Annotated in this window: 21 protein-coding genes; 8 read left to right on the top strand and 13 right to left on the bottom strand. The window is 70.2% G+C overall.

Annotation, left to right across the window (positions count from 1 at the left end; genetic code table 11):
* Positions 1–45 precede the first annotated feature (45 nt).
* The 3 genes from R0232_RS22170 (at position 46) to R0232_RS22160 (ending at position 2,615) form a co-directional block, all read left to right on the top strand.
* The gene (locus R0232_RS22170; RefSeq protein ID WP_208508569.1) at positions 46–231 is read left to right on the top strand and encodes a hypothetical protein; all 186 of its coding nucleotides are present in this window, start codon (positions 46–48) and stop codon (positions 229–231) included.
* Between the two features lie 75 nt (positions 232–306).
* Positions 307–1,419, top strand: coding sequence for a chorismate synthase (aroC, locus tag R0232_RS22165; RefSeq protein WP_093355845.1), 1,113 nt, complete (start codon positions 307–309; stop codon positions 1,417–1,419).
* Positions 1,419–2,615, top strand: coding sequence for an MFS transporter (locus R0232_RS22160; RefSeq protein ID WP_208508568.1), 1,197 nt, complete (start codon positions 1,419–1,421; stop codon positions 2,613–2,615). The genes aroC and R0232_RS22160 overlap by 1 nt, the downstream gene beginning before the upstream one ends.
* A 7-nt stretch (positions 2,616–2,622) precedes the next feature.
* Here R0232_RS22160 and R0232_RS22155 read toward each other — a convergent pair whose 3' ends face one another.
* The 7 genes from R0232_RS22155 to aspT (R0232_RS22125) all read right to left on the bottom strand — a co-directional run bounded on the left by R0232_RS22155 (position 2,623) and on the right by aspT (R0232_RS22125) (position 13,578).
* Positions 2,623–3,282, bottom strand: coding sequence for a site-2 protease family protein (locus R0232_RS22155; protein ID WP_431509434.1), 660 nt, complete (start codon positions 3,280–3,282; stop codon positions 2,623–2,625).
* Between the two features lie 40 nt (positions 3,283–3,322).
* Positions 3,323–5,008 (bottom strand): TonB family protein, encoded by a 1,686-nt coding sequence (locus tag R0232_RS22150; RefSeq protein WP_431509433.1) that lies wholly within the window; start codon positions 5,006–5,008, stop codon positions 3,323–3,325.
* Positions 5,009–5,024: 16 nt separating this feature from the next.
* The gene (locus R0232_RS22145) at positions 5,025–6,743 is read right to left on the bottom strand and encodes an Hsp70 family protein (protein ID WP_431509432.1); all 1,719 of its coding nucleotides are present in this window, start codon (positions 6,741–6,743) and stop codon (positions 5,025–5,027) included.
* A 165-nt stretch (positions 6,744–6,908) separates the two neighbouring features.
* On the bottom strand, positions 6,909–8,147 hold the full coding sequence (locus R0232_RS22140) for a hypothetical protein (protein WP_431509431.1): 1,239 nt from the start codon (positions 8,145–8,147) through the stop codon (positions 6,909–6,911).
* Between the two features lie 301 nt (positions 8,148–8,448).
* The gene (locus R0232_RS22135; protein WP_208508563.1) at positions 8,449–10,116 is read right to left on the bottom strand and encodes a bifunctional aspartate transaminase/aspartate 4-decarboxylase; all 1,668 of its coding nucleotides are present in this window, start codon (positions 10,114–10,116) and stop codon (positions 8,449–8,451) included.
* Between the two features lie 55 nt (positions 10,117–10,171).
* The gene (gene aspT, locus R0232_RS22130; RefSeq protein ID WP_093355865.1) at positions 10,172–11,860 is read right to left on the bottom strand and encodes an aspartate-alanine antiporter; all 1,689 of its coding nucleotides are present in this window, start codon (positions 11,858–11,860) and stop codon (positions 10,172–10,174) included.
* 26 nt (positions 11,861–11,886) lie between these two features.
* Positions 11,887–13,578, bottom strand: a complete 1,692-nt coding sequence (gene aspT / locus R0232_RS22125; protein ID WP_431509430.1) for an aspartate-alanine antiporter — start codon at positions 13,576–13,578, stop codon at positions 11,887–11,889.
* 279 nt (positions 13,579–13,857) lie between these two features.
* Here aspT (R0232_RS22125) and R0232_RS22120 point away from each other — a divergent pair, with 279 nt between their 5' ends.
* The 5 genes from R0232_RS22120 to R0232_RS22100 are packed head-to-tail and all read left to right on the top strand — an operon-like array spanning position 13,858 to position 18,658.
* Positions 13,858–14,859 carry a sugar ABC transporter substrate-binding protein gene (locus tag R0232_RS22120; RefSeq protein ID WP_431509429.1) on the top strand — a complete coding sequence of 334 codons (1,002 nt, stop codon included), beginning with the start codon at positions 13,858–13,860 and terminating at the stop codon, positions 14,857–14,859.
* Between the two features lie 26 nt (positions 14,860–14,885).
* Positions 14,886–15,845: an ABC transporter permease gene (locus R0232_RS22115; RefSeq protein WP_431509428.1), complete on the top strand. Its 960-nt coding sequence runs from the start codon at positions 14,886–14,888 to the stop codon at positions 15,843–15,845.
* Positions 15,845–16,642 (top strand): ATP-binding cassette domain-containing protein, encoded by a 798-nt coding sequence (locus R0232_RS22110; RefSeq protein WP_431509427.1) that lies wholly within the window; start codon positions 15,845–15,847, stop codon positions 16,640–16,642. Before R0232_RS22115 ends, R0232_RS22110 begins: the two co-directional genes overlap by 1 nt.
* Positions 16,635–17,876: an ROK family transcriptional regulator gene (locus R0232_RS22105; RefSeq protein WP_431509426.1), complete on the top strand. Its 1,242-nt coding sequence runs from the start codon at positions 16,635–16,637 to the stop codon at positions 17,874–17,876. The genes R0232_RS22110 and R0232_RS22105 overlap by 8 nt, the downstream gene beginning before the upstream one ends.
* A 38-nt stretch (positions 17,877–17,914) precedes the next feature.
* Positions 17,915–18,658: a tRNA-uridine aminocarboxypropyltransferase gene (locus R0232_RS22100; RefSeq protein ID WP_431509425.1), complete on the top strand. Its 744-nt coding sequence runs from the start codon at positions 17,915–17,917 to the stop codon at positions 18,656–18,658.
* Here R0232_RS22100 and R0232_RS22095 read toward each other — a convergent pair.
* Genes R0232_RS22095 through R0232_RS22070 form a run of 6 tightly spaced genes read right to left on the bottom strand, consistent with a single transcriptional unit; the run spans position 18,561 to position 25,047 of the window.
* Positions 18,561–19,475, bottom strand: a complete 915-nt coding sequence (locus R0232_RS22095) for an ABC transporter permease (RefSeq protein WP_431509424.1) — start codon at positions 19,473–19,475, stop codon at positions 18,561–18,563. The two genes, R0232_RS22100 and R0232_RS22095, sit on opposite strands and share 98 nt — an antisense overlap.
* Before the next feature lie 3 nt (positions 19,476–19,478).
* Positions 19,479–20,513 carry an extracellular solute-binding protein gene (locus tag R0232_RS22090; RefSeq protein WP_431509423.1) on the bottom strand — a complete coding sequence of 345 codons (1,035 nt, stop codon included), beginning with the start codon at positions 20,511–20,513 and terminating at the stop codon, positions 19,479–19,481.
* Between the two features lie 37 nt (positions 20,514–20,550).
* Positions 20,551–21,615, bottom strand: a complete 1,065-nt coding sequence (locus R0232_RS22085) for an ABC transporter ATP-binding protein (protein WP_431509422.1) — start codon at positions 21,613–21,615, stop codon at positions 20,551–20,553.
* Positions 21,612–22,415: an ABC transporter permease gene (locus R0232_RS22080; RefSeq protein WP_057593600.1), complete on the bottom strand. Its 804-nt coding sequence runs from the start codon at positions 22,413–22,415 to the stop codon at positions 21,612–21,614. The genes R0232_RS22085 and R0232_RS22080 overlap by 4 nt, the downstream gene beginning before the upstream one ends.
* Positions 22,412–23,446, bottom strand: a complete 1,035-nt coding sequence (locus R0232_RS22075) for a CobW family GTP-binding protein (protein ID WP_431509421.1) — start codon at positions 23,444–23,446, stop codon at positions 22,412–22,414. Before R0232_RS22075 ends, R0232_RS22080 begins: the two co-directional genes overlap by 4 nt.
* On the bottom strand, positions 23,443–25,047 hold the full coding sequence (locus tag R0232_RS22070) for an amidohydrolase family protein (protein ID WP_431509420.1): 1,605 nt from the start codon (positions 25,045–25,047) through the stop codon (positions 23,443–23,445). Before R0232_RS22070 ends, R0232_RS22075 begins: the two co-directional genes overlap by 4 nt.
* Positions 25,048–25,171: the final 124 nt, after the last annotated feature.

The raw sequence follows: 25,171 nt of genomic DNA, 5'->3' as shown, positions 1-25,171 counted from the left end.
GGGCCCATACTGGCCGCGTCACCGAACGAACCCCACGGAGAGTCCATGAGCAACGAACTGCGCAAGAAGCTGCACGACCTCGCGGAGCTGGTCGACAACACGCCCGATCCGCAGGCCCGCGCGATCGTCGAGGCGATCCGGCTGCAGACCGCGGTGCTCAACGAGCGGCTGTTCGCGATCGAACTGCAGCTCGGCACGCTGGCGCGGCGGCTCGAAGGCGCCACCGAGTAGGCCGCGCGGGCATTGCCCTCGGGCATTCGGGCGCCGCGCCGCCCGGCCCCGCATTGCGGGGGATAATCCCCGCCCATGAGCGGCAACACCTTCGGACATCTCTTCGCGGTCACCAATTTCGGGGAATCCCACGGCCCGGCCATCGGTTGCGTGATCGACGGCTGCCCCCCGGGCATGGCACTGAGCGAAGCCGACATCCAGGCCGACCTCGACCGCCGCCGTCCCGGCACCAGCCGCCACGTCACGCAGCGCAACGAGCCCGACGCGGTGCAGATCCTCTCGGGCGTGTACGAGGGCAAGACCACCGGCACCCCGATCGCGCTGCTGATCCAGAACACCGACCAGCGCAGCAAGGACTACGGCCAGATCGCCCAGCAGTTCCGCCCGGGCCACGCCGACTTCACGTACCACAAGAAATACGGCATCCGCGACCCGCGCGGCGGCGGACGCTCCTCGGCCCGGCTCACCGCGCCCACGGTCGCGGCCGGCGCGGTCGCCAAGAAGTGGCTGGCCGAGAAGTACGGCATGGTGTTCCGCGGCTGCATGACGCAGATCGGCGAGATCGCGATCCCCTTCGAGAGCTGGGACCACGTGCCGAACAATCCCTTCTTCGCGCCGATCGCCGACGTGAGCGCGCTCGAGGACTACATGGACCGGCTGCGCAAGGCCGGCGACTCCTGCGGCGCGCGCGTGCGCGTGACCGCCACCCGCGTGCCCGTCGGCCTCGGCGAGCCGCTCTACGACAAGCTCGATGCCGACATCGCCTACGCGATGATGGGCCTCAATGCCGTGAAGGCGGTCGAGATCGGCGCCGGCTGGGACAGCGTGACGCAGCGCGGCACCACCCATGGCGACTCGATCACGCCGACCGGCTTCCTGAGCAACAACGCGGGCGGCATCCTCGGTGGCATCAGCTCGGGGCAGGACCTCGAGGTCAGCATCGCGATCAAGCCCACGAGTTCGATCATCAGCCCGCGCCAGTCGATCGATGTGAACAACAACCCAGTCGAGGTGGTCACCAAGGGCCGCCACGACCCCTGCGTGGGCATCCGCGCGACGCCGATCGCCGAGGCGCTGCTCGCGCTGGTCGTGATGGACCATGCGCTGCGCCACCGCGCCCAATGCGGTGACGTGCAGGGCGACAACGAGAAGACCCAGGCCACGTCGCCGCAGGCGTCCTTCCTCTAGTGTCCGCGCCGCCACCCGTGGCCGGGCGCGGCCACCTGTTGGCGTTCGCTGGCCTGTCGGCCAGCTATTTCGCGCACATCGGCTTCTTCAATCCCTACCTGCCGCTGTGGCTCAAGGACCTGGGGCTGCCGATCTTCACCATCAGCCTGCTGGCCTCGGTGCAATCGGTCACGCGCGTGTTCGCGCCCTATGCCTGGGGCGCCCTCAGCGACCACACGGGCCAGCGCGTGCTGCTGCTGCGCATCAGCGCGGCGATCGCGCTGCTCAGTTCCTTCGGCCTGTGGTGGAACGGCGGCGCGTGGTGGCTCGCGCTGGTGCTGCTGCTGATGTTCACCCACACCAGCTCGATGATGTCGCTGACCGAGGCCGCCATGGCGCACCTCGTGGCCGGCGACTGGGGCCGCTACGGGCGCATCCGGCTGTGCGGCTCGGCCGGCTTCCTGGTCACGGTGTTCGTCGCGGGCGAGTGGTTCGACCGCTTCGGCATGAAGCACTTCCCGGCCTGGGCCGCCGGCACCCTGGCCGTGGTGCTGCTCGCCACCCTGCGCCTGCCCGACAGCCGCGAGCCCGTGGCCGCGCACGACGCGCCCGGCGAACCCATCGGCCCGGTGCTGCGCAACCGCGTCGTGCAGTGGTTCTTCGCCGCGCTGTTCTTCCAGGTAATGTCGCACTTCTCGGTGTATGCCTTCTTCTCGCTCTACCTCGATTCGCTCGGGTACGGCAAGAGCACCATCGGCCTGCTGTGGGCGCTGTCGGTGGTGGCCGAGATCGTCTGGTTCTTCCTGCAGGGCCGGCTGATCGGCCTGCTGCCGATGCCGCGCTGGATGCTGGTGTGCGGCATCGCGGCCGTCGCGCGGCTGGGCCTGACCGCCGGCCTCGGCGGCTGGATCGCCGCGCTGGTCGTGGCCCAGTGGCTGCACGCGCTGAGCTTCGCGGCCCACCACACCACCTGCATCGCCGTGGTGTCGCGCCGTTTCCCGGGCCGGCTGCGCGGCCGCGGCCAGGCGCTGTTCACCGTCATCGGCTACGGCTTCGGCGGCGTGCTCGGCGTGCTGCTGGGCGGCGCGGTGGCGCAGGCCTTCGGCTACCGCACGATGTTCGCGCTGGCGGCGCTGCTCGCGGTGGCGGGGACCCTGTGTGCGTGGAAGGTGATGCGGCTGGAGGCCGCGGCGCGGCGGGCTGCCAGCCCGGCGTGATGCGCGGTCAAACCAGCAAGGGCCCGAGGTAGATCGCCAGGGCCAGCAGCCACGACAGCATCGAGCCCAGGAACACCAGCAGCGCCGCCCGCGTGGCCTGCGGCGGCCAGCGCCGCGCCAGCTCCGTGCGCTCGAACAGGGCCTGCAGCAGGAAGCCGCCGTTGCTGCCGGGCAGCGGCAGCAGGTTGAACGCGGCGGCCTTCGCCGCGACCAGGCCGAGCAGCGGCATGAAGTCCAGGCCGCCGGCCGCCTCGGCCGCGAGCCGCAGCAGCCGCTGCGCCTGCCCGAATGGCGACAGCGCGCCCTCGACGTACTGAACGAAGCCGCTGCCGATCTGCCCGAGGCCGTCGAAGGGCGACACCAGCAGTGAGAGCGTCAGCAGCGCGAACGGTCCGGCGCAGCCGATCAGCAGCCGCGTCATGCGCGGCTGGCTGTCGAAGGCATCGCGCTTGGCATCGCCTTCGAGCCCTTCGGCCCCGCCGTCCTTGAGCACGACCGAGCCGGCGAACACCAGCGGCTTGATCCGCAGTGGACCGATGCGCAGCAGCGTCGGACCCCAGCCGTAATGGATCTCCCGGATCGGGATGCCGAAGCGCATCGCCGCCAGCGCGATGGCGCCCAGGTGGAGGGCGGTGCAGAGTGCGGCGGCGAGAGGGATCCAGGCCATGCGGTCTATAGAGGGCGCGCGTGCCCGGCGGTGCGGCGCTTCATTGCAGCTTCGGCCGCAGCACCAGCACCATCGACGACGGCACGGTGCCGTCGTCGGTCAGCGGCATGCGGTCGGTCCTGAGGATCGCGCGCAGCGCGGCGGCATCCCATTCGGGAACGCCGCTGGCCTTCGACAGCCTGGTGTCCATGATTCGCCCGTCCGGTCGCAGCGCCAGCGTGTATTCGACTGCCGGATTGCCAGGCACGTCATTGGAGAACGCGATGTTCGGGCGGACCGCCGCCGTGACCCTGTCGCCGTAGCTGCGGCGCGGCGCGGGCGGCGTTGCCGTGCCCGGCGGCCGGTCGGTATCGTTCAGCGTGAACTGGATCGAAGCCTTGTACCAGGCGCCCACGCTGCGGCCGTCCGTGCCCTTCCTCGGAACGACCCGGGCCTCGCGCACCGCATCGATGGCGGCGTTGTCCAGGCGCGCGTAACCCGAGCCCTGCAGCACCACGGCATCGCTCACCGCGCCTTGGGCATCGGCCCGGACCTTGAGCGTGACGGTCCCTTGTTCGCCGAGCCGCTTCGACATGGCGGGGTAGATCGGGCGTGGGGCGCTCGTGTACCTGGCGGCCGGCGGATCGGGTTCGATCGACGGGCGCTGGGGTGCCGGGATGGCGGGGGTGTCGGAAGCCTCTGCCTGTGCAGCGGGCAACGGTTGCGAGGACTGCCGGGCGCGTGCATTGCGCAAGAGATCCTGGACGGCGGCTGCTCCTGCACGCTGCGCGGCCTGCTCGGTCGGCGACGCAGGCTGCCCCGAGGGTGCGGCCTTCAGCAGCACGATCAGCAGCACCACGCCGCAGAAAGCAACGAACCAGGTCACCATCTGCGAGGTGCTGACCGAGTCGTCGTAGACGGGCGCCTTCGGGTTGGTGCACGTCAGGTCCGCGTTGCGTTCGTTCCAGGCCTCGATGTTCGCGGTGTTCGAGGTCAGGCGCAGCCAGGTCGGGTAGTGGGCTGCCGCATGCATGACCGGTCTGAGCCCCAGCGCCAGCATCCGAGGCTCGGGCCGTGCCGTGCGCCGCAGCAGTTCCAGGTACTCCAGCTGGCTATCGCGTGCGAGCGGCGCCTGCTGCCCCTGCGCATCCTGCTCGACGATCGCGCGGTCCACCACCTGCCCGGCCTGTCCCAGCCGCAGCAGCCGCGCCGAGTCGGTGCGCCAATCGAAGAAAACGAGCGCGGCCTCGAACAGGTGTTCGTGGCCGGGCCGCCAGCCGCAGGCCAGCAGGTGGGCGATGTTGGCCTCGAACAGGAAGCGCGCGTCCATGTCGAGCAGGCGCGGGTCCTCGAGCGTGTGTTCGAGCAGCGCGGTGGCTTCGGGGGCGCTGCGCAGCGGCTCCTGCTGCAGCTGGGTGTCGAGCGCGACGAGGATGTCGCGCACGGGGTCGGCGCGCGGTTCGGCGGGGGTCGGGGGCGGTGCCGGTTCGGGGGCGGCCTCGACCACGGCTTCGGGCGGTGAGGACGGGGAGGGCGGCGCTTGCGCCGCCTCGGCCCCCTGCACGTCCCGCGCCTGCCGTGCCCAGTGCAACGCGGCCTCGTAGGCCTCGCGCAACTGCTGGAACTGCAGCGGCTGCGCCGCCTGGTCGATCTGCTTGAGCTGCACCGCATAGGCGCGCCGCACGGCGCGCTCGTCGGCATCGGCGCGCAGGCCGAGCTCGAGCAGGAAGCCGGGGACCTCGGTCATGGTCGTCGCCCCCGTCTCAATCGGCCAGCGGGCCGTCGCGCTCGATCTGCTCCAACTGCTCCTGGAACTGGCGCTGCATCGCCGCGATCTGCCGCTTGTCCTGCAGCGCCAGCACGCGTTCGAATTCGGCGATGCGGATGCCCAGCCACTCGCGCACGTCGCCGCGCAGCTGCTGGTAGATGCGCTCGGCGCGCGCCAGCAGGGTGCGGTTCTCGATGCGGTCGCGCGGATGGATCTTGAGCGCGCTCAGCGCCGCCAGCCGTTCCTTGATCTCGGCCTCGCTCAGCAGGCCCGGATTGCCCTCGATCAGCAGGCTGAAGGTCTCCTGCGTCTTCTGCACCGTGGCCTCGACCTGCAGCAGGCCGTTGACGTCGTAGGTGAAGCGCACCTCGACCGCGGCATCGCCCGGGGACGCTCCCGCGCCCAGGCTCGGCAGCGGCACGTGCAGGGTGCCCAGGTGCACGTTGTCGCGCACCATGCGCGACTCGCCCTGGAACACGTGCAGGTCGACCGAGGTCTGGCTGCCGGAGTTCGGCACGTAGCTCTTCGAGCGGCTCACGGGCACCGTGCTGTTGCGCTCGATGATCGGGTCGAAGTGGCCGTGCGTCACCGTGGTGTCGCTGAGCCAGCGGCTGACCGCCACGCCCAGCGAGTAGGGCGCCACGTCGGTCATCACCACTTCCTTGAGCGCCGCGTCGCGCGCCTTCAGGCCGGCCTGTACCGCCGCGCCGCGTGCCACCACCTCGTCGGGGTTGAAGTCGATCGAGGGGAAGCGGCCGAACATGGTGGTGGCCAGGCGCCGCACCACCGGCATGCGGGTGGCGCCGCCGGCCAGCACCACCGCGTCGAGCTCGCCGGCGCGCAGGTTGGCGTCGCGCAGCGCGCGCTCGACGGGCGCGCGCAGCCGCTTGAGCAGCGCGGCGCAGGCCTGCTCGAGCGTGCCTTCGTCGAGCGCCAGCCGGTGTTGCGCCGCCTCGTGCGCGACCACGATCTCGGCCGTCGGCTGCGTGCTCAGCGCGCGCTTGGCGGCCTCGGTCTGCGCGGCCAGGCGCTGCATGAAGTGGGCATCGGTGCGCAGGCTGGCTGGCAGCTTGTTGCGCTCGAAGAAGAGCGCGATCAGCGCCTCGACGAAGTCCTCGCCGCCCAGGAAGTTGTCGCCCGCCGAGGCGCGCACCTCCATCACGCCCTCGAACATCTCGAGGATCGACACGTCGAAGGTGCCGCCGCCGAGGTCGAACACCAGGAAGCGGGTTTCCGCGCTCATGTCGTGCATGCCGTAGGCCAGCGCGGCGGCGGTCGGCTCGTTGAGCAGCCGCTCGACCTTCAGGCCCGCGAGCTCGCCCGCGGCGCGCGTGGCCTTGCGCTGGGCATCGGAGAAGTAGGCCGGCACGGTGATCACCGCCTCGGTGACCGGCTCGCCGAGCATCGCCTCGGCATCGGCCTTGAGCGAGCGCAGCACCAGCGCCGACAGTTCCTCGGGCCGGAACTCGCGCTTGCCCAGCCGCATCGTCTTGTTGCTGCCCATGTAGCGCTTGAACACCGCGGCCGTGCGCTCGGGATGCGTCTGCAGCCGCTCGCGCGCCGCCTTGCCGACCAGCACCGAATCGTCCTCGTCGATGCTGACGCACGAGGGCGTCAGGTACTCGCCGAGCCCATTGGGCACCAGCACGGAAGCGCCATCCCGCCACACCGCCGCCAGGCTGTTGGTGGTGCCCAGGTCAATTCCAACGATCATTCTTCTCGCCCCTTCGCGGGTCCCTCTTCTGTTGCCCTCCATCGTATGCCAGGGCGTCGCGGCGCCGGGCGAAAGACGGCCTCGAAAAGCAAAAACGCCGCGAACCTTTTCAGGCGCGCGGCGCGATGGCTTCGCTCCCGGATCACCGGGAGCCCTGTCGGATCGTCAGTTCACCAGACCGATCTGGATGTAGCCGGCCACGGGGCCGCCTCGAGCGCCGACGACGGCCGAAATGATGCCGTCCTGGACGCCGAAGTAGCGGTCCGTGCCCGATTGGTTGATGCCCTTGATGCCGGCGATGGAGGCGCTGGTGATGTTGAGCGGATAGCCCACCGCGTAGACGGTGGCATCGGGCTGCGCCAGGACGGTCTCGTAGGTGGTGGCCGTGAACTTCAGCGTGCCCCAGCGGCCGGCGGTGTCGCCACCGCTGGCGGTCGTGGCGCCCCAGGTCGAGGATTCGACCAGGCCGATACGGAACAGCGCGTCGTTCGGCGCCCTGGGGTTGGTGCCGGCGGACAGGTACACGTTCTTGCCCGCGACGCGCGCGATCGAGAACGTGCCCGTGTCCGTGGGGTCGGTCACCCTGGTGATGTTCCATGCGTCGGGCGTTGCGCCGGGCGTCACGTTGTAGGTCAACACGGAAGCCGGCGAGCAGCTGGCGGGCGCGGTGATCGCCACCTCGTTGCACAGCAGGAACACCGTACCGCCGCCCGTCACGCGGGCCTGGCGGATGTTCGAGTCGCGCACGCTGGGCAGCACGCCGATACCGAGGCGGTTGTAGTCACCGTCCAGGTCGCTCTGCTTGGTCACGAGCGCGCGCGACGCCACGAAGGGCTGGACCGCATACGTGTTCGGAACGCCCGCGGCTTCGAAGGGGAAGCTGCCGACCACCGTGTCGGTGACCATGCGGAAGCGCGTGTTGACCGCCTTGGCGGTGCTGCGCGACGACTTGAACAGGTAGCTGCCGGCTTCCGTAAGGTCGGCGCTGAAGCTGTCCTCGACGGCCACGCCTGCGTTGTCGGTCATGACGTAGAACTGCGCGTCGAAGTTGAGCGCCAGCTTCTGCCGGGTGCCGTTGGTCGCGAAGACGCTGTAGGTCCCGTTGCTCGCGTTGCCGGCGGAAACGTTGAAGACGGCATCCTTGACCTGGGCCGCGTCGGCGCTCGCCTTGGCGCTCACGGTGAAGACGGCCGCCGCGGTGGTGTTGTTGACGATCTGTGCCGACCACTGGCTGCTCGAGATCGCAGCCTTGCGCACGGTGACGGCGCCTTCGGGCGTCGAGCTGTTGTTCCAGCCGGTGCCTTGATTGGGTGTCAGCGTGACCATGTCGCCGGGCTTGATCGAATACTTGCCACCGGCATCCGCGGTGACGGTTTTTCCGTTCACCTCGACGGCGAGGGTCATGGGGGTCGAGGGCACGATCGGGAAGGGCAGGCCTCCACCGCCCCCTCCACCACCTCCTCCGCATCCCGCCAATACCCCGACCAGTGCGGCTGTCGTCGCCGCATGCGCAAACCATTTCATTCCTGTTTTCCCTCAGTGTTTCTTGGAGTTATCGCGGCCATCGACCTGACGGCCGTCGACCGTCAAATCGTAAGCGGATAAATCAAGATGTAAGAAAAAAGGGAGGAAGGGAAAACCCTTGGAATCCGAAGGAAATGCAAATGAAATCCGGTGGCTGCCTCGATCCGCTATTTGTCGCTACTTACTTCTTCTTGCTCCGTTTCGCCGCCTTCTGCGGCTTGACCACCACCGCCGACACCGCCGGGTCGCTGCTGCGCCTGGCCTTGCCCGACTGCTTCTCGAAGCGCGCGAAGTACTCCGAGGCCAGCTTGCGCAGCGAGCGCCCGATGTTGGCGTAGTCGTACTCGTTGAGGTTGGCCAGCGAGACCCGGCCCGAGGCGTGCTTGCCGCCGAAGCCGCGGCCCGGCAGCAGCACGATGCCGGTCTCCTCGGCGATGCGGAACAGCGCCTCGTTGGGCTGCAGCTGGGTCACGATCCAGTCGCCGAAGCGCTCGCCGTGCATCTGGGTGGCGATCTCCTGCAGGTCGAGCAGGTGGTAGTAGCTCACCGAGTTCGGGTCGGCCGACAGCGGCAGCCCGAGCTCGCGGTAGAGCGCCTCCTTGCGACGCTTCACGATGCGCTTCATCGCGTGCTTGTAGGCCTCGGGTTCGTCCATCAGGCAGAACAGCGAGAACATCACCATCTGCGCCTGCACCGGCGTCGACAGGCCGGCCGTGTGGTTGAGCGCCACGGTGCGGCTGTCGGCCACCAGCCGGTCGATGAACTTGAGCCGGCGCGGCTCGGTGGTGATCGAGCTGTAGCGCGCGTCGAGTTCCTTCAGCGCCGCCTCGGGCAGGGCCGCGATCTGGTGATCGAGCACGTTGTCCTCGTGCGTGGCCACCACGCCCATGCGCCAGCCGGTGGCACCGAAGTACTTCGAGAACGAATACACGAGGATGGTGTTGCGCGGGCAGATCGCGAACAGCGAGCGGAAGTCGTCGGCGAAGGTGCCGTAGACGTCGTCGGTGAGGATGATCAGGTCGGGCCGCTGCTTGACGATGTCGGCGATGTAGCCCAGCACCTCGTCGCTGATCTTCACCGAGGGCGGGTTGCTCGGGTTGCACAGGAAGAAGGCCTTGACCTTCGGGTCGAGCAGCTTCTGCAGCTCCTTCTTCGTGTACTGCCAGCCGTTCTCGGACGGCGCGTCGATCAGCGCCTCGATCAGCTGGTAGTCGTTGAGGTGCGGGATCTCGATGTAGGGCGTGAAGATCGGCATGCCCAGCGCGATGGTGTCGCCGGGCTTGAGCAGGTTGTTCTCGCGCAGGCTGTTGAACAGGTAGGTCATGGCGGCGGTGCCGCCTTCCACCGCGTACATGTCGAACCTGCCGACGAAGGGATGGGTGCCGATCATCTCCTTGTGGATGTACTGGCCCACGATGATCTCGCTCAGCCGCAGCATGCGGTCGGGCACCGGGTAGTTGCAGCCCAGGATGGCCTCGCACATCTCGTAGATGAAGTCGCCGGCCGACAGGCCGAGCTGGTCGCGCACGTACGAGACGGCGGCCTCGATGAAGCGCACGCCGGGCCGGCCCGCGTTGGCCTTGGTGAAGATCTCGAAGCGCGCCTCGATGCCCTCGCGCTGCGGGAAGCCGCCCACGCCCTCCATGTAGACGAAGGAGCGCTCGCTCTCGGTCATGGCGAATTCGCCGAACGCGAAGAAGCCGTGGCGCGGCGTGGTCGCGAGGAAGTTCGGATTGCCGCGCCCCGCGTTGAGCATCAGGCGGTCGCCCTGGCTGGCCACCTGGATCAGCGCGTCCTTGAGTTCGAAGGGGCTCAGGCCGCTGAGTTTTTTCACGTCGCCGAAATCCATGGAAAGGCTCCTTGGTTGTGAGTAAGGCAGGAAAGGAAGAAGAGGGAGGGCGTGCTCAGACCAGCGCGACGATCAGCGGCCCGAGCAGCGTGAGGAACACGTTGGCCAGCGCGTAGGTGATCGCGAAGGGCACGGTGGGGATCGAGTTCTCGGCCTTGTCGAGCACCTCGCCGAAGGCCGGGTTGGCGCTGCGCGAGCCGCTGAGCGCGCCCGCGAAGATCGCGGTGTTGGCATAGCGCAGCACGTAGCGGCCGAACAGCATCGTGAGGATCATCGGCACGATGGTCACGACCACGCCCACGCCGAAGATCGTGAGCCCGTGCTGCTTGACGGTCTGCACCGCCTGCAAGCCCGACGACAGCCCCACCACCACCACGAAGCCGGCCAGGCCCAGGTCCTTGAGCAGCTGCACCGCGCTGGGCGGCAGCGCGCCGAAGGTCTGGCGCCGCGCGCGGTACCAGCCGAACAGCAGGCCGGAGAGCAGGGCGCCGCCGCCGGCACCGAGCGTGAGCGGAATGCTGCCGATCTTCGCGCTCAGCAGGCCCACCAGCAGGCCGACCACCAGGCCCGCGCCGAGGTAGACGAAGTCGGTCTTGGCGCTCGGCACGATCACGTCGCCGACGATCGCGGCCACGCGCTTGACGTCCTGCTCGGCGCCGAAGATCGTGACAACGTCGCCGGCCTGCACCACGGTGTCGGGCTGCATCGGCAGCACCTGGCCCATGCGGCTCAGCTGCACCACGAAGATGCCGTGGCGCACGCCGCCCGCGGTGGCCTCGCGGATCTGCGCCACGGTCTTGCGCTCGAAGTCCTTGTTGGTCAGCACGATGTCGCGCTTGTGCATGGTGAGTTCCATGCCCTCGACCGCGTAGACCTCCTTGCCCAGCAGCGGCGCGCTCGCCACCACCGCGTCGCGCCGGCCCACGGCCAGCACGATGTCGCCGCGGCGCAGCGCGAGCGTGGGGCTGACCTCGACGAAGCGGCCGTCGCGCTTCACGCGCTCGATGGTGATGGTGGTGGCCGGGTCGGCGTTCTCGATGTCGGCCACGGTGCGCTGCGGGTCGGCCGTGAGCTCGTAGATGCGGCCCACCAGCGAGGGCGCGGCTTCCTCCTGGTCGGCGCCCAGCACCTTCACGCCGGCCTGCATCGCGGTCTCGGCCGCGATCGCGTCGTCGCGGATGGTGCGGCCCATGAACTTGGGCAGCAGGTTGACGCAGACGATGATCGCGCCGAAGGAACCGAAGACGTAGGTCACGGCATAGCCGATCGCCACGTTGGCCTGCAGCCGCGCGGTCTCGGCCGCGTCGAGGCCGAGCTTGGCGATCGCGTCGCCGGCCGTGCCGATGATGGCCGACTGCGTGAGGCCGCCGGCCGCCACGCCGGCCGCCAGGCCCTTGTCGAGCCCGAACCACTTGGCCATGACCACCACCGTGGCCAGGCCGGTGGCCGCCATCACCGCGGCCAGGATGATCTCCTTGATCGATTGCCGCCCCAGCGAGCTGAAGAACTGCGGCCCGCTCTCGAAGCCCACCGCGTAGATGAAGAGCGCGAACAGCACGGCCTTCACGCCGGCGTCGACCTGCACGCCGACCTGGCTCACGATCACCGCCACCAGCAGCGAGCCGGCCACGCCGCCGAGCTGGAACTTGCCGAACTTGATCTTGCCGATCCAGTAGCCGACCGCCAGCGAGAGGAAGAGCGCCATCTCGGGCGACTTCTTGAATGTTTCGTGCAGCCATTCCATGGATCAGCTCCTTCCAGGTTTCAGATTCATTTCGCCGCGTGGTGCACCAGGCCGGCCAGCGCGACGATCAGCGGTCCCATCAGCGGCAGCACCACGTTCGAGATCGCATAGGTGATGGTGTAGCCCAGCAGCGGCGTGGCATTGCCGGCCGCGTTCTGCACCGCGCTGAGGGCCGGCGTGCTGCACTGCTGGCCCGCGATCGCGCCCAGCAGCACCGGTGCCTCGAGCTTGAGCAGCCGGTGGCCGATGAACAGCGACAGGCTCGCCGGCACCACCGCCACGGCCACGCCGACCAGCGGCAGCGCCACGCCGAACTTCTTGATCAATGCCAGCGCCTGCGGCCCCGAGGCCAGGCCGACGCAGGCGATGAAGGTGGCCAGGCCCAGGTCCTTCATCAGCGCCAGCGCATCGGGCGGCACGCTGAGCCGGTGCGGGTTCTTCGCCTGGTACCAGCCGAAGGCCAGGCCGGTGAGCAGCGCGCCGCCGCCGGTGCCGAGCGAGAACGGGATGCCGCCGAGCTTGACGCTGAAGCCGCCGATGAAGACGCCGAGCAGGATGCCCGCGGCCGCGAAGCTGATGTTGCTGCGCGTCGAGGCCATCACCCGGTCGCCGGCCAGCGGCAGCGCGCGCGCCACCTCGTCGACCGGACCGTAGAGCTGGAGCACGTCGCCGCGCGCGAGCCGCAGGTCGCCCAGCAGCGGCATCGCATGGCGGTCGCGCGCCAGGCCCGTGACCTGCACCGAGGGCGGCAGCGCCGCGGCCAGCTCGCGCAGCTCGCGGCCGAACCACTCGCGCCGGTTCAGCACCGCCTCGGTGGTCTCGACCACCGCGTCGAAGGCCGTGGTGTCGGCGAACTCGCGGCCCAGCAGCTCGGCCACGTTGACCAGCGCCGCGCGGCGGCCGATGGCCAGCACCCGGTCGTGGGCGCGCAGCCGCAGCGCGGGTTCCACCGCCAGGCTCTGGCCGGCGCGCAGCACGCGCTCGATGTGGGCCTGGCCGCCGAGGATCGTGGCCAGCTCGCCGATCGAGCGGCCGCGTCCCGTCGTCACCTCGAACACGCGGCCGACCATCTCGGGCACGGCGCTCGCGGTGCCGGGATCGTCGCCGCCGCCGCCCATGGTCTTCCAGAGGCGATCGGCCTCGGCACGCAGGTCCACGCGCAGCAGCAGCGGGAATATCTGGCTCGTGAAGACCACGATCGCGATCAGCCCGAACACGTAGGTGATGGAGTAGGCCGTGACCACGTTGGCCTGCAGCTGCTGCATGTCCGCCGCGGGCAGGCCGAGCTTGGAGATCGCGTCGGTGGCCGTGCCCACCACCGCCGATTCGGTGGCCGCGCCGGCCATCAGCCCGGCGGCCGTGCCCTGGTCGAGCGACAGCAGCACGGTGGCGCCCAGCACCAGCGCGAGCACCGCCACCACCTCGACCAGGCACAACAGGCCCAGGCGCAGGCCCTTGGCGTCGAGGTTGGCGAAGAATTGCGGGCCGCCCGCATAGCCGAGCGCGAAGATGAACAGCATGAAGAACACGTTCTTCACGCTGTCGTCGACCCGGATGCCGAGCTGGCCGACCACCAGCGCGGCGATCAGGGTGCCGCAGATGCCGCCGAGCTGGATCGGTCCGAAGCGGATGGCGCCGACGGCATGGCCGATGGCGAGCACGAGGAACAGCGCGATTTCGGGCTGGGTTCTCAGCAGTTCGACGACCTCGCCACTCACGCGTGCTTGACCTCCAGATGCTGAGTCATTCTGTCGGTAATGCGAGTAAATGCAAGTAACTGTTTCGTTTGACAGGCGTCCAAATCCCGGGCTGCGAGCCGAATCCTTGCCGCTTCCTGTGCGGGTTTTCGATAACTAAATCATCTTGATTTAGTCGTTTCCTTCGCCGATAGTCCGCTGGCGCCCGGCCCGGCGACGCCCTCCGCATGGCGACCCGGCCGGATTCCGAGAACCAACAGGGCGGTCCGATCCAGCCGCCCGCCCAAGGAGAGACAACCCATGCCCCGCATCCGCTGCATCCTGGCCCTGGCGGCCGCGTCCGTCGCCGCATCCACCGCCTTCGCCGCCGGCGAACCCGTGATCGGCCTCGTCACCAAGACCGAGACCAACCCCTTCTTCGTGAAGATGAAGGAGGGCGCGCAGGAAGAGGCCAAGAAGCTCGGCGCCAAGCTGCTGTCGGGCGCGGGCAAGGCCGACGGCGACAACGCGGGCCAGATCACGGCGATGGAGAACATGATCGCGGCCGGCGCCAAGACCATCCTGATCACGCCGAGCGATGCCAAGGCCATCGTGCCGGCGATCAAGAAGGCGCGCGACAAGGGGATCATGGTGATCGCGCTCGACAGCCCGGCCGATCCGCCCGAGGCCACCGACGCGCTGTTCGCCACCAACAACTACACGGCCGGCGTGCTGATCGGCGAATACGCCAAGGCCGCGATGGCCGGCAAGACGCCGAAGATCGTCGCGCTCGACCTGCTGCCGGGCCACCCGGTGGGCGCGCAGCGCCACAACGGCTTCATGAAGGGCTTCGGGCTGGCCGCGAACGACGCCAAGTCGAACGAGCTCTCGAAGGCGCCCGAGATCGTCTGCATGGCCGACAGCTTCGGCGACCAGGCCAAGGCCCAGACCGTGATGGAGAACTGCCTGCAGAAGGCGCCCGACGTGAACCTGGTCTACACCATCAACGAGCCCGCCGCGGCCGGTGCCTACAACGCGCTCAAGCGCGCGGGCAAGGAGAAGGGCGTGCTGATCGTCTCGGTCGACGGCGGCTGCCAGGGCATCAAGGACACCAACGCCGGCATCATCGCCGCGACCTCGCAGCAGTACCCGCTGAAGATGGCCGCGATGGGCGTGGCGGCGGGCGTCGAATTCGCCAAGACCGGCAAGAAGGCCTCGGGCTACGTCGACACCGGCGTGACCCTGATCGCGGGCAAGAGCGTGGCCGGCGTCGAGAGCAAGGACACCAGGACCGGCGCCGAGCTGTGCTGGGGCAAGAAGTAAGCAGACAGCCCCAGGGAGGCACATCGATGGCGAAATCCGCAACGCACCACATCCCGTGGGGCGCCCTCGGGCCGTGGCTGGCCCTGCTGGGTGCCTGCATCTTCTTCGCGACCCAGTCCGACCGCTTTCTCACCGGCGGCAACCTCTCGCTGATCCTGCAGCAGGTGATGGTGGTCGGCGTGATCGCGATCGGCCAGACGCTGATCATCCTCACGGCCGGCATCGACCTGTCGTGCGGCATGGTGATGGCGCTGGGCGGCATCATCATGACCAAGTTCGCCACCGAGCTCGGCCTGCCGGTCCCGGTGGCCATCCTCTGCGGCATCGGCGTGACCACGCTGTTCGGCCTGCTCAACGGCCTGCTGGTCACGCGCATCAAGCTGCCGCCCTTCATCGTGACGCTGGGCACGCTGAACATCGCGTTCGCGATCACGCAGCTGTATTCGTCCTCGCAGACCATCACCGACCTGCCGGCCGGCCTCACGGGCCTGGGCACCACCTTCACCATCGGCAGTGCCGAGGTGGCGTGGGGCTCGGTGCTGATGGTGGCGCTCTACGGCCTCGCCTGGTTCGTGCTGCGCGAGACCGGCGCCGGCCGCCACATCTACGCGGTGGGCAACAACGCCGAGGCCACGCGGCTGGTCGGCATCCCGACGCAGCGCGTGCTGCTGGGCGTGTACGTGGCCGCGGGCGTGTTCTACGGCATCGCCTCGCTGCTGTCGGTGGCGCGCACCGGCGTGGGCGACCCGAACGCGGGCCAGACCGAGAACCTCGATGCCATCACGGCCGTGGTGCTGGGCGGCACCAGCCTGTTCGGCGGCCGCGGCATCGTGCTCGGCTCGCTGATCGGCGTGCTGATCGTGGGCGTGTTCCGCAACGGGCTCACCTTGATGGGCGTGTCGTCGATCTACCAGGTGCTGGTGACGGGCGTGCTCGTGATCCTCGCGGTGGCGGCCGACCAGCTCTCGCGCAAGGGGGCCCGCTGATGAACGCCGTGACGAACCCGAAGGTGGTGATGCAGGCCCGGGGCCTGGTGAAGCGCTACGGCCAGGTCACCGCGCTCGATGGCGTCGACTTCGAGCTGCGCGAAGGCGAGATCCTCGCGGTGATCGGCGACAACGGCGCGGGCAAGTCCTCGCTGATCAAGGCGCTGTCGGGCGCGATCGTGCCCGACGAGGGCCGCATCCTGCTCGACGGCCGGCCGGTGCAGTTCCGCAATCCGCTCGACGCGCGGCGGGCCGGCATCGAGACCGTCTACCAGGACCTGGCCGTCGCGCCCGCGATGACCATCTACGAGAACCTGTTCCTCGGCCGCGAGCTGCGCCGCCCCGGCTTCCTCGGCAACGTGCTGCGCATGCTCGACAAGAAGAGGATGCTGCAGGAGAGCGCGGCCCGCATGGCGGACCTCAAGGTCGGCATCCAGTCGATGACGCAGGCGGTCGAGACCCTCTCGGGCGGCCAGCGCCAGTGCGTGGCGGTGGCGCGCAGCGCGGCCTTCGCGCGCCACGTGGTCATCATGGACGAGCCCACCGCCGCGCTCGGCGTGAAGGAGGGCAACATGGTGCTCGAGCTGATCCGCCGCGTGCGCGACCGCGGCCTGCCCGTGGTGCTGATCAGCCACAACATGCCGCACGTGTTCGAGGTCGCCGACCGCATCCACGTCGCGCGCCTGGGCAAGCGCGCCGCCGTGCTCGATCCGAAGAAGATCAGCATGAGCGACACCGTGGCCGTGATGACCGGCGCCATGCTGCCGAGCGCCTTGCCCGCGGAGGCGCATGCCTGATGCCGCGCCCGCCGCGCGCATGCCCGACCTGCTGCGCCCGCGCGGCTCGAACCAGGTCGGCATGCGCCAGTTCAACGAGCGCACCGTGCTGCAGGCGCTGCGCGTGCACGGCAGCCTGCCCAAGGCCGACCTCGCGCGCCTCACCGGCCTGAGCGCGCAGACCATCGGGCTGATCACCGCGCGGCTCGAGGAGGACGGCCTGATCGTCAAGCAGAGCCGCGTGCGCGGCCGCATCGGCCAGCCCTCGGTGCCGCTCGCGCTCAACCCCGACGGCGCCTTCGCGATCGGCGTCAAGGTCGGCCGGCGCGGCGCCGAGTGGCTGTTGATCGACTTCACGGCCCAGGTGCGCGAGCGCCACGCGATGGCCTACGACTTTCCCGATGCCGAAGCGCTGCTGCCCGCCATCGCGCAGCACACCCACCGGTTGCGCGATGGCCTCGGACCCTTGGCTGCGCGCACCGTCGGCGTGGGGCTCGCCGCGCCGTTCCTGCTCGGCGGCTGGCACCGCACGCTCGGGCTGTCGAAGGCGCAGTCCGACCTGTGGAACGGCATGGACCTGGGCGCCGAGGTGCGCCAGCGCACCGACCTGCCGGTGATCTTCGCGCGCGACACCGTCGCGGCCTGCGTGGCCGAGCTGGTGAACGGGCGCGGCCACGACCTGAAAAGCTTTCTCTACGTGTTCGTCGACACCTTCGTCGGCGGCGGCCTGGTGCTCAACTCGCACCTGCACGGCGGCGCGCACGGCAATGCCGGCGCGCTCGCCTCGCTGCCGATGCAGCGCGTGCGCGGCGCCAAGCGTGATGGCGATGGCGACGCGGCGCCGCCGCAGCTGATCGCCGAGGCCTCGCTGTGGGAGCTCGAGCAGCGGCTGCAGCGCGAGGGCGTCGACCCCGACGCGGCCTACGACGAGCGCGCGCTGCAGCCGCCGTTCGCCGACGCCACCGCGGCCTGGCTCGCCTCGGCCGCCGAGGCGCTGGCCCATGCGATCGCGAGCGGCACCGCGATGCTCGACCTGGCCGACGTGGTGATGGACGGCTCGATGTCGCGCCCGCTGCAGCAGGCGCTGCTCGAGGCCACGCGCGCCGCGCTCGACGGCTGCAACTGGGAGGGCCTGTGGCGCCCGCAGCTGCATGGCGGGCGCGTCGGCGCGCAGGCCTGCGCGCTGGGCGGCGCGATGCTGCCGCTGCACGCCAACTTCGCGCCCGATCACGACGTGTTCCTCAAGGCCGGTTGAAGACCGGCCGGCACGCGGGCATGCCCGAGAATCGCCGCATGCCCCACGCCGTCTCCCTGCTGCGCGCCGAACGCCTCGCGCGCAGCGTCAAACCCTTCCTGGCCCGTGGCGGCTTCAAGCGCGAACGCTGCGCCGGCTGCCGGCTCGCGCCCAGCCATTGCCTGTGCGCGCTGCGGCCCTCGATGGCCACGCGCGCGGGCGTCTGCCTGATCATGGGCGACATCGAGGCGCTCAAGCCCAGCAACACCGGCTGGCTGATCGCCGACGTGGTCGAGGACACCTTCGCCTTCGGCTGGTCGCGCACCGAGGCCGATCCCGCGCTGCTGGCCTTGCTGGCCGATCCGCAATGGCAGCCGTACGTGGTGTTTCCGGGGCAGTACGCCGCGCCCGGGCGGGTGGTGCAGACCGTCGCGCCGCCCGAGGCATCGCCAGGCGGCCCCGCGAAGCGCCCGCTGTTCGTGCTGCTCGACGGCACCTGGGCCGAGGGGCGCAAGATGTTCCGGCGCAGCGCCTACCTCGCGCAGCTGCCGGTGCTGAGCCCGGTGCTCGCACGCAGCACGCAGTACCGGCTGCGCCAGTCGGGCCGCGACGACCACCTCTGCACCAGCGAGGTCGCAAGCCTGTGCATGGAACTGGCTGGCGACGCGCTGGCCGCGCAGATCCTCGACGCCTACCTCGCGGTCTTCACCCACCACTACCTGCAGGCGAAGAACCAGTCGCCGATCGATGCGCAGGGCGAGGCGCATCGGCGCCTGCGGGCGCTGTCGGCCTTGCGGGCCTGAGGCCGACCTGCAGCGCCATCCCGATCCCGAGCACCGCGACCAGCGTCACCGCCAGCAGCATGAAGGCCAGCGCCGCGCCGAAGGGCCAGTTGTTGAGCCCGACGAACTGCTGGTAGATCTCGGGCGTCATCATGCGAAAGCGCGGCCCGCCGATCAGCACCGGCGTGGCATAGGCGTTCATGCAGAGGATGAACACCAGCGACATGCCCGCGATCACGCCCGGCATGGCCTGCGGCAGCACCACGCGGCGAAAGGCGGTGAAGGGCCGCGCGCCGAGGTTGGCCGCGGCCTCCTCGACGTTGCGTGGAATGCCCTCGATCACGCTGGCCAGCGTCATCACCATCAGCGGCAGCACGATCGTGACCATCACGCCCACCACCGCGGGCTGGTGGAACATCAGCTGCAGCGGCTCGCGCGCCAGTCCGCTCCATTGCGCCAGCGCATTGAACAGTCCGCTGTTGCCCAGCAGCGCCATCCAGCCGGCCGAGCGCACCACGTTGCCCACCATCAGCGGCAGGATGGTGGCCAGCGTGAGCCACATCTTCCAGCGCCGCGGCATGCGCGCCAGCGTGTAGCCCGCGGGCAGGCCGAGCAGCAGGGCGATGCCCGTGGTCAGCGCGGCCACCTTCAGCGTCACCCCCAGCACCTCGCGAAAGTACGGGTCGGCGAACAGCTGCACGTAGTTGCGCGCCGTGAAGGCCTCGACCATCAGCTCGGTCGGCGTGTAGAGGTTGAGCGAATAGCGCAGCAGCATCGCCATCGGCGCCACCATCAGCGCCAGCACGATCGCGATGGCGGGCAGGGTCAAAAGGCGCATCGCTCAGGCTGCCTTGAAGTCGCGCGACCAGTACTGCTGCAGCGCCGGCATCGCCTGTGCGAAGTAGCCGAAGTCGGGCACCTTGAAGCGCGATTGCTCCTCGGGCGTGAAGGCGATCTGCGCGGCCAGCTCGGGCGGAAGCTTCGCATTGGTGACGGTGGGCACGTAGCCCATGCGCTCGGCGAAGGCCGACTGCGCGCCGGCATCGAGCATGGCGTTCAGGTAGGCGAAGGCGTTGTCCTTCTGCTGGCTGTTCTTGGGCACCGAGGCGGTGAAGGTGGTCGGCACGATGCCCTCGGCCGGCACGGCCGCCGCCACGCTCACGCCGGCGCGCCGCCACTGGTGGACGCGGGCGCGCCAGGCCAGGGTGATCCAGATGTCCTCGGCCTTGAGCGCCTGCGCCACCGCCTCGTTGGTGGCGAAGATCTTGGGCGCCAGCGCCTTCATCTCGCCGAGCTTGGCCATGCCGGGCGCGAGGTCGCCCAGCGTGCCGCCGGCCGCGAGCGAGGCGGCGGCGATGTTGTAGGGGAACAGGATGTCGGCGAAGCCGACGCGGCCCTTGTACTTCGGGTCCCAGAGGTCGGCGAGCGACTTCGGCGCCGCCTTGATCTTCGCGGGGTTGTAGGCGATGACCAGGCCCGAGTAGATGTGCGGCAGCGCCTGCGGCTGGCGCAGCGCGGCGATGGCGTTCCTCGCGTTCGGCACGTTGGCCTCGGACAGCGTCTCGAACAGGCCCAGCTGCGCGAGGCCGCTGGCCTCGAAGTCGACCATCGACACCACGTCGAGGCTGCCGCGGCGGCCGTTGCGCTCGGCCAGCAGCTTGGCCTTGCGCGGCGGGCCGTCGTCCACGCTCTGCACCGCCTCGATGCCCAGCGGCTTGAGCAGCGGCTGCTCGACATGCTTGCCGAGCAGGTCGCCGTAGTCGCCGCCCCAGGTGGCGACGACGACGCGGCCGCCGACGGCGGCCAGGGCGGGGCGGGCCGTGGCCAGCGGCAGCGAGGCTGCGGCCAGCAGCAGGGAACGGCGTGTGGAATGCATGGACATGATCGGAGTGGAGAGAGAGGGAAGGGGAAGCTCAGGAAGCCGTGGCATCCGCGGGCAGGGGCAGCGCGTGTTCCGCCGACCACTGCAGGCTCACGCGCTCGCCGACCGCGGGAGCGCCCCGCGCCGGCACGCTGGGCTGCGCGACCGAGACCGGGCCGACCTCGGTCTCGAAGTGCCATTCGGTCGTGCCGCCCAGGTAGGTGCCGAGCTTCACGCGCGCGGGCAGGCCGGGCGCGCCGGCCTCGGCGATGCGGATGCGGTCGGGCCGTACCATCAGCGCGAGTTCACCGGTCGCGCGCGGCGGCGTCGCCGCGGCGGCGCAGGGCAGCAGCTGCGCGCCCGCGCGGAAAGCACCGGGCGCCTCGAGCCGGCCCGGCACCAGGTTGCAGCGCCCGATGAAGTTGGCGACGAACTGGTCGACCGGCTGCTCGTACACCTGCTGCGGCGTGCCGACCTGCCGCACCCGGCCATGGTCCATCACGGCCAGCCGGTCGGCGGTGGTGAGCGCCTCTTCCTGGTCGTGCGTCACCAGCAGTGTGGTGAGGCCCAGGCGCTGCTGCAGCGCGCGGATCTCGAGCCGCACCTCGGTGCGCAGCCGCGCGTCGAGGTTCGACATCGGCTCGTCGAGCAGGAACACCGCGGGCCGCACCACCAGCGCGCGCGCCAGCGCCACGCGCTGCTGCTGGCCGCCCGAGAGCGCGGCGGGCCGGCGCTCGGCCAGGTGCTCGAGCTGCACCAGCCGCAGCGCTTCCTTCACGCGCGCGGCCTGCTCGGCGCGCGGTACCTTGCGCATCTGCAGCCCGAAGGCCACGTTCTCGGCCACGCTCATGTGCATGAACAGCGCATAGCCCTGGAACACCATGCCGGTGTCGCGCGCATGCGGCGGCGCATGCGTCACGTCGCGTTCGCCGAACAGGATGCGGCCCGCGCTCGGCGGCACGAAGCCGGCCACCATGCGCAGCGTGGTGCTCTTGCCGCAGCCCGAGGGGCCGAGCAGCGCGAGCAGTTCGCCCTGGGCCACGCGCAGGTCGAGATGGCGCACCGCGACCGTGCGGTCGTAGGTGCACTGGAGGTTGTCGAGATGGAGATGGCTCAAGAGGTCACCCGGGACAGACTGACGAAACGATCGGCGACCAGCAGCAGCACGGCGATCAGCACGGTCTGCACCGTGCCGACCGCGGCCAGCGTCGGGTCCATGTTGAAGTTGAGGTAGCTCAGCATTTCCACCGGCAGGGTGGCGTACCCGGGACCCGTGAGCATCATGGTCATCTCGAGGTTCTCGAAGCTGGCGATGAAGCTGAACACCGCCGCGGCCACGATGCCGGCGCGCATCGAGGGCAGCGTGACGCGCAGGAACACCGTGAGCGGGCGCGCCCCCAGGTTGGCCGCGGCTTCCTCGGGCGCGCGGCCCAGGCCCTGCAGGCTGGCCGAGACCAGGCGCACCGTCCACGGAATGGCCAGCAGCGCATGCGCGGCGATCAGGCCCGGCAGCGTGGCGACGATCTGCAGGTCGATGGCGTTGTCCACGCGCACGAAGAACACGTAGATGCCGGTGCCCAGCACCACGCCCGGAAAGGCCAGCGGCGACAGCAGCAGCGCCGACAGCGCGCGCCGGCCGCGGAACCGGCCGCGCTCGATCGCATAGGCCGCCGCCGTGCCGGTGCCCACGCCGAGCAGCGCCGAGATCGCCGCCAGCTGCAGCGACAGCACGAAGCTGCTCGCGAACTGCGGCTTGCTCCAGGCATTGGCGTACCAGTGCAGCGAATAGCCCTCGGGCGGGAAGCTCATGATCGGCTGCGCGAACACGCTGAGCCAGGCCACGGTGACCAGCGGCAGCAGCATCGCGGCATAGGTGGCGCCCACCAGCAGCCGGCGCGCGACGGTGGTGGGCCTCATGCGCAGCTTTCCTCGAGCACGGCCGACAGCGGCCGGCCGATCGCATTCGGCCGCGTCGCCGTATGCACGGTCAGCGGCAGCGAGGGCTGCAGCTCGCGCAGTTCGTCGAGCCGCATGCCGCGCACGATCACGACCAGGAAGGAGCCGTTCGCCGTGCCGGCGAACGGCAGCAGCGGGGCGAACAGCGTGCCCACGCACTGCACCAGCAGCGGCAGCCGTTCGCCGCGCACCGCGACCACGCCCTTGACGCGCAGCAGCCGCTCGCCGCACAGGCCCGCGAGGTTGTCGAGCCATTCGGCGAGCGCGTCGCGTGCCACCGGCGCGGCGAAGCGGCACAGCGCCGTGCGGATGTCGCTGTGCGCGGGCGCGTCGTCCGACGCGGCCAGTTCGGGCATCGGCGAGCGCGCGGCCGGCGGTGGGAGCGCGGCCAGCGCGCGCGCTGCCGCCGTCGGCTCGGCCACCAGCTCGGCCAGCGGATTGACCTGCGCGAGCAGCGCGCGCGCCGCCTCGGTGGCACCTTCGGGCGCGAGGTCCTGCCGCGTCAGCACGATGCGCTGCGCGCCCGCGATCTGCGCGGCCGCCTCGGGCAGCGCGAGCAGCGACTCGCCGCGCACGCAGTCGAAGGTGGCGACCACCTGCGCGCGCAGGTGCGCGGCCAGCGGCCCAAGGCTGCGCAGCACGGGGCCGGGCCGCGCGAGGCCGGTGGTCTCGAGCACGATGCGCGCGAGCGGCGGCAGGCCGCGCGTCTCGCGCTCCTCGATCAGCGCCGCGATGGTGCCGGGCAGGTCGCCGCCCATCGCGCAGCACACGCAGCCGTTGCTCAGCAAGGCCATCGGCACCTTGGTGGCGGTGGCGGCGAGCACGGCACCGTCGAGGTCGACCTCGCCGATCTCGTTGACGATCACGGCCGTGTCGGCCGCCTGCGGCAGCCGCAGGTAGCTCGACAGCAGCGTGGTCTTGCCGCTGCCGAGGAAGCCGGTGAGCACGGTCAGTTCGATCGGCACCGGGGGGAAGTCGCTCGCCGGATTCATGCCGTGGCCGCCTCGGCGCGGTTGGCCGCGACCATCGCGCGCACGTCGGCCAGCAGCTCGGCCGTGTCATAGCAGATGCCGCCCGCGATGGTGCGGCTCAATCCGCGCTGCCACTCCACGCGCCGGCTGTCGTCGTTCAGCCGCATCGCGCCGGTGCCGTAGAGCAGCTTGAAGTCCTCGAGCGGATTCTGGTCGTGCACCAGCAGGTCGGCGCGCTTGCCGACCTCGAGGCTGCCGCAGTCGGCCTCGATGCCCAGCAGGTGCGCGCCCTCGAGCGAGGCGGCGCGGATCACCTCGAGCGGATGGAAGCCGGCCTCCTGCAGCATCTCGAGCTCGCGCACGAAGCCGAAGCCGAACAGCTGGAAGATGAAGCCCGAGTCGCTGCCCGCGCAGACGCGGCCGCCGCGGTTCTTGTACTCGTTGATGAAGCGCATCCAGAGCCGGTAGTTCTCCTTCCACTCGATCTCGTTCTTCGTCGACCAGCGGTACCAGTACGAGCCGTGGCCGCCGCGGTAGGGCTGGAAGTTGTCCCAGTAGGCCTGCCAGGTGTAGTCGTCGTGCCAGTCGGCGCGGCGCGTGCGCATCAGGTCGCGGTTGGCGTCGTAGATGCCGAAGGTGGGCACGAAGGCGAAGCCGAGTTCGAGGAAGCGGTCCATCGCGTTGCGCCAGGTGGCGCTGCCGGGCTGCGCGGCCTGGCCGAAGGTCTGGCCCGCGACCGAGAAGCGGAAGTACTCGTCGCCGTAGTCGTAGTCGGCCGGGTAGTTCTGCACCACGCGTTCCTCGAACAGCGCCTCGGGCAGGCCGTAGTAGTGCTCGGCGCTGGTCAGGCCCCACTGCGCGGTGGTCAGCGCGTTCATGCGCGTCACGGCCATCTGCGCATGGTGGCAGCCGCTGCGCAGGCCCAGGCTCGCGCACTCGGCCAGCGCGGCCTGCATGAGGGCCGGCGGCGCGCCGAAGAACTTCACGCCGTCGGCGCCGCGCGCCTTGAGCCGGCCCAGCCAGTCGCGCGCCTGCGCCGGCGTGTGCAGGGTCTTGAGGATGTCGTTGACGGCCGGGAAGTAGGCGTGCGCGAGGATGCGCGGCGCCGCGATGGTGCCGGCGGCCGCGCGCTCGCGCTGGTCCAGGGTCCAGCCCAGGCCGTTGAAGCAGCCCATCTCGCGCACCGTGGTCACGCCGTGCGCCAGCCACAGCTTGTAGACATAGTCGGACGGCGGCGCATCGCGGCTGACGAAGGGCGAGCCGATGTGGGCATGGGCATCGACGAAGCCCGGCGTGACGAACTTGCCGTGGCAGTCGATCTCGTGCCGGCCCGCAGCCGGGCGCCCGGCCGGATCGATGGCGAGGCGCGGCGCGCCCACGCTGCGCATCTCGACGATGCGGTCGCGCTCGATCACGATGTCCACCGGCCCCCAGGGCGGCGCGCCGGTGCCGTCGATCACGGTGGCGCCGCGCAGCACCAGGCGCTCGAACGGCCCTTCGCCGCGGTCGCGCCGCGTGGCGCGCGCCTTCTCGGTGCCGCCGCGCAGCCGGAGTCCGGCCGCGATCTCGTCGCCGGCCTCGACGCCCGGCGTGCTGTCCTGCATCGCAGTTGCTGCTGTCACTCGAATCTCCTCGAACATCACCCGGAGAAGCCGGATGGCGAGGGCGATTCTTTCGAGCGAGGGGGCAGGCCGTCTCGGTCAATCCTGCGCGGCGGACAGCATGTTCTTGCTGCCGGGCCGGCGG

It is taken from the genome of Variovorax sp. DAIF25, assembly GCF_050711835.1.
GTDB lineage: Bacteria > Pseudomonadota > Gammaproteobacteria > Burkholderiales > Burkholderiaceae_C > Variovorax.
This window is presented reverse-complemented; position numbering and strand designations above follow the sequence as displayed.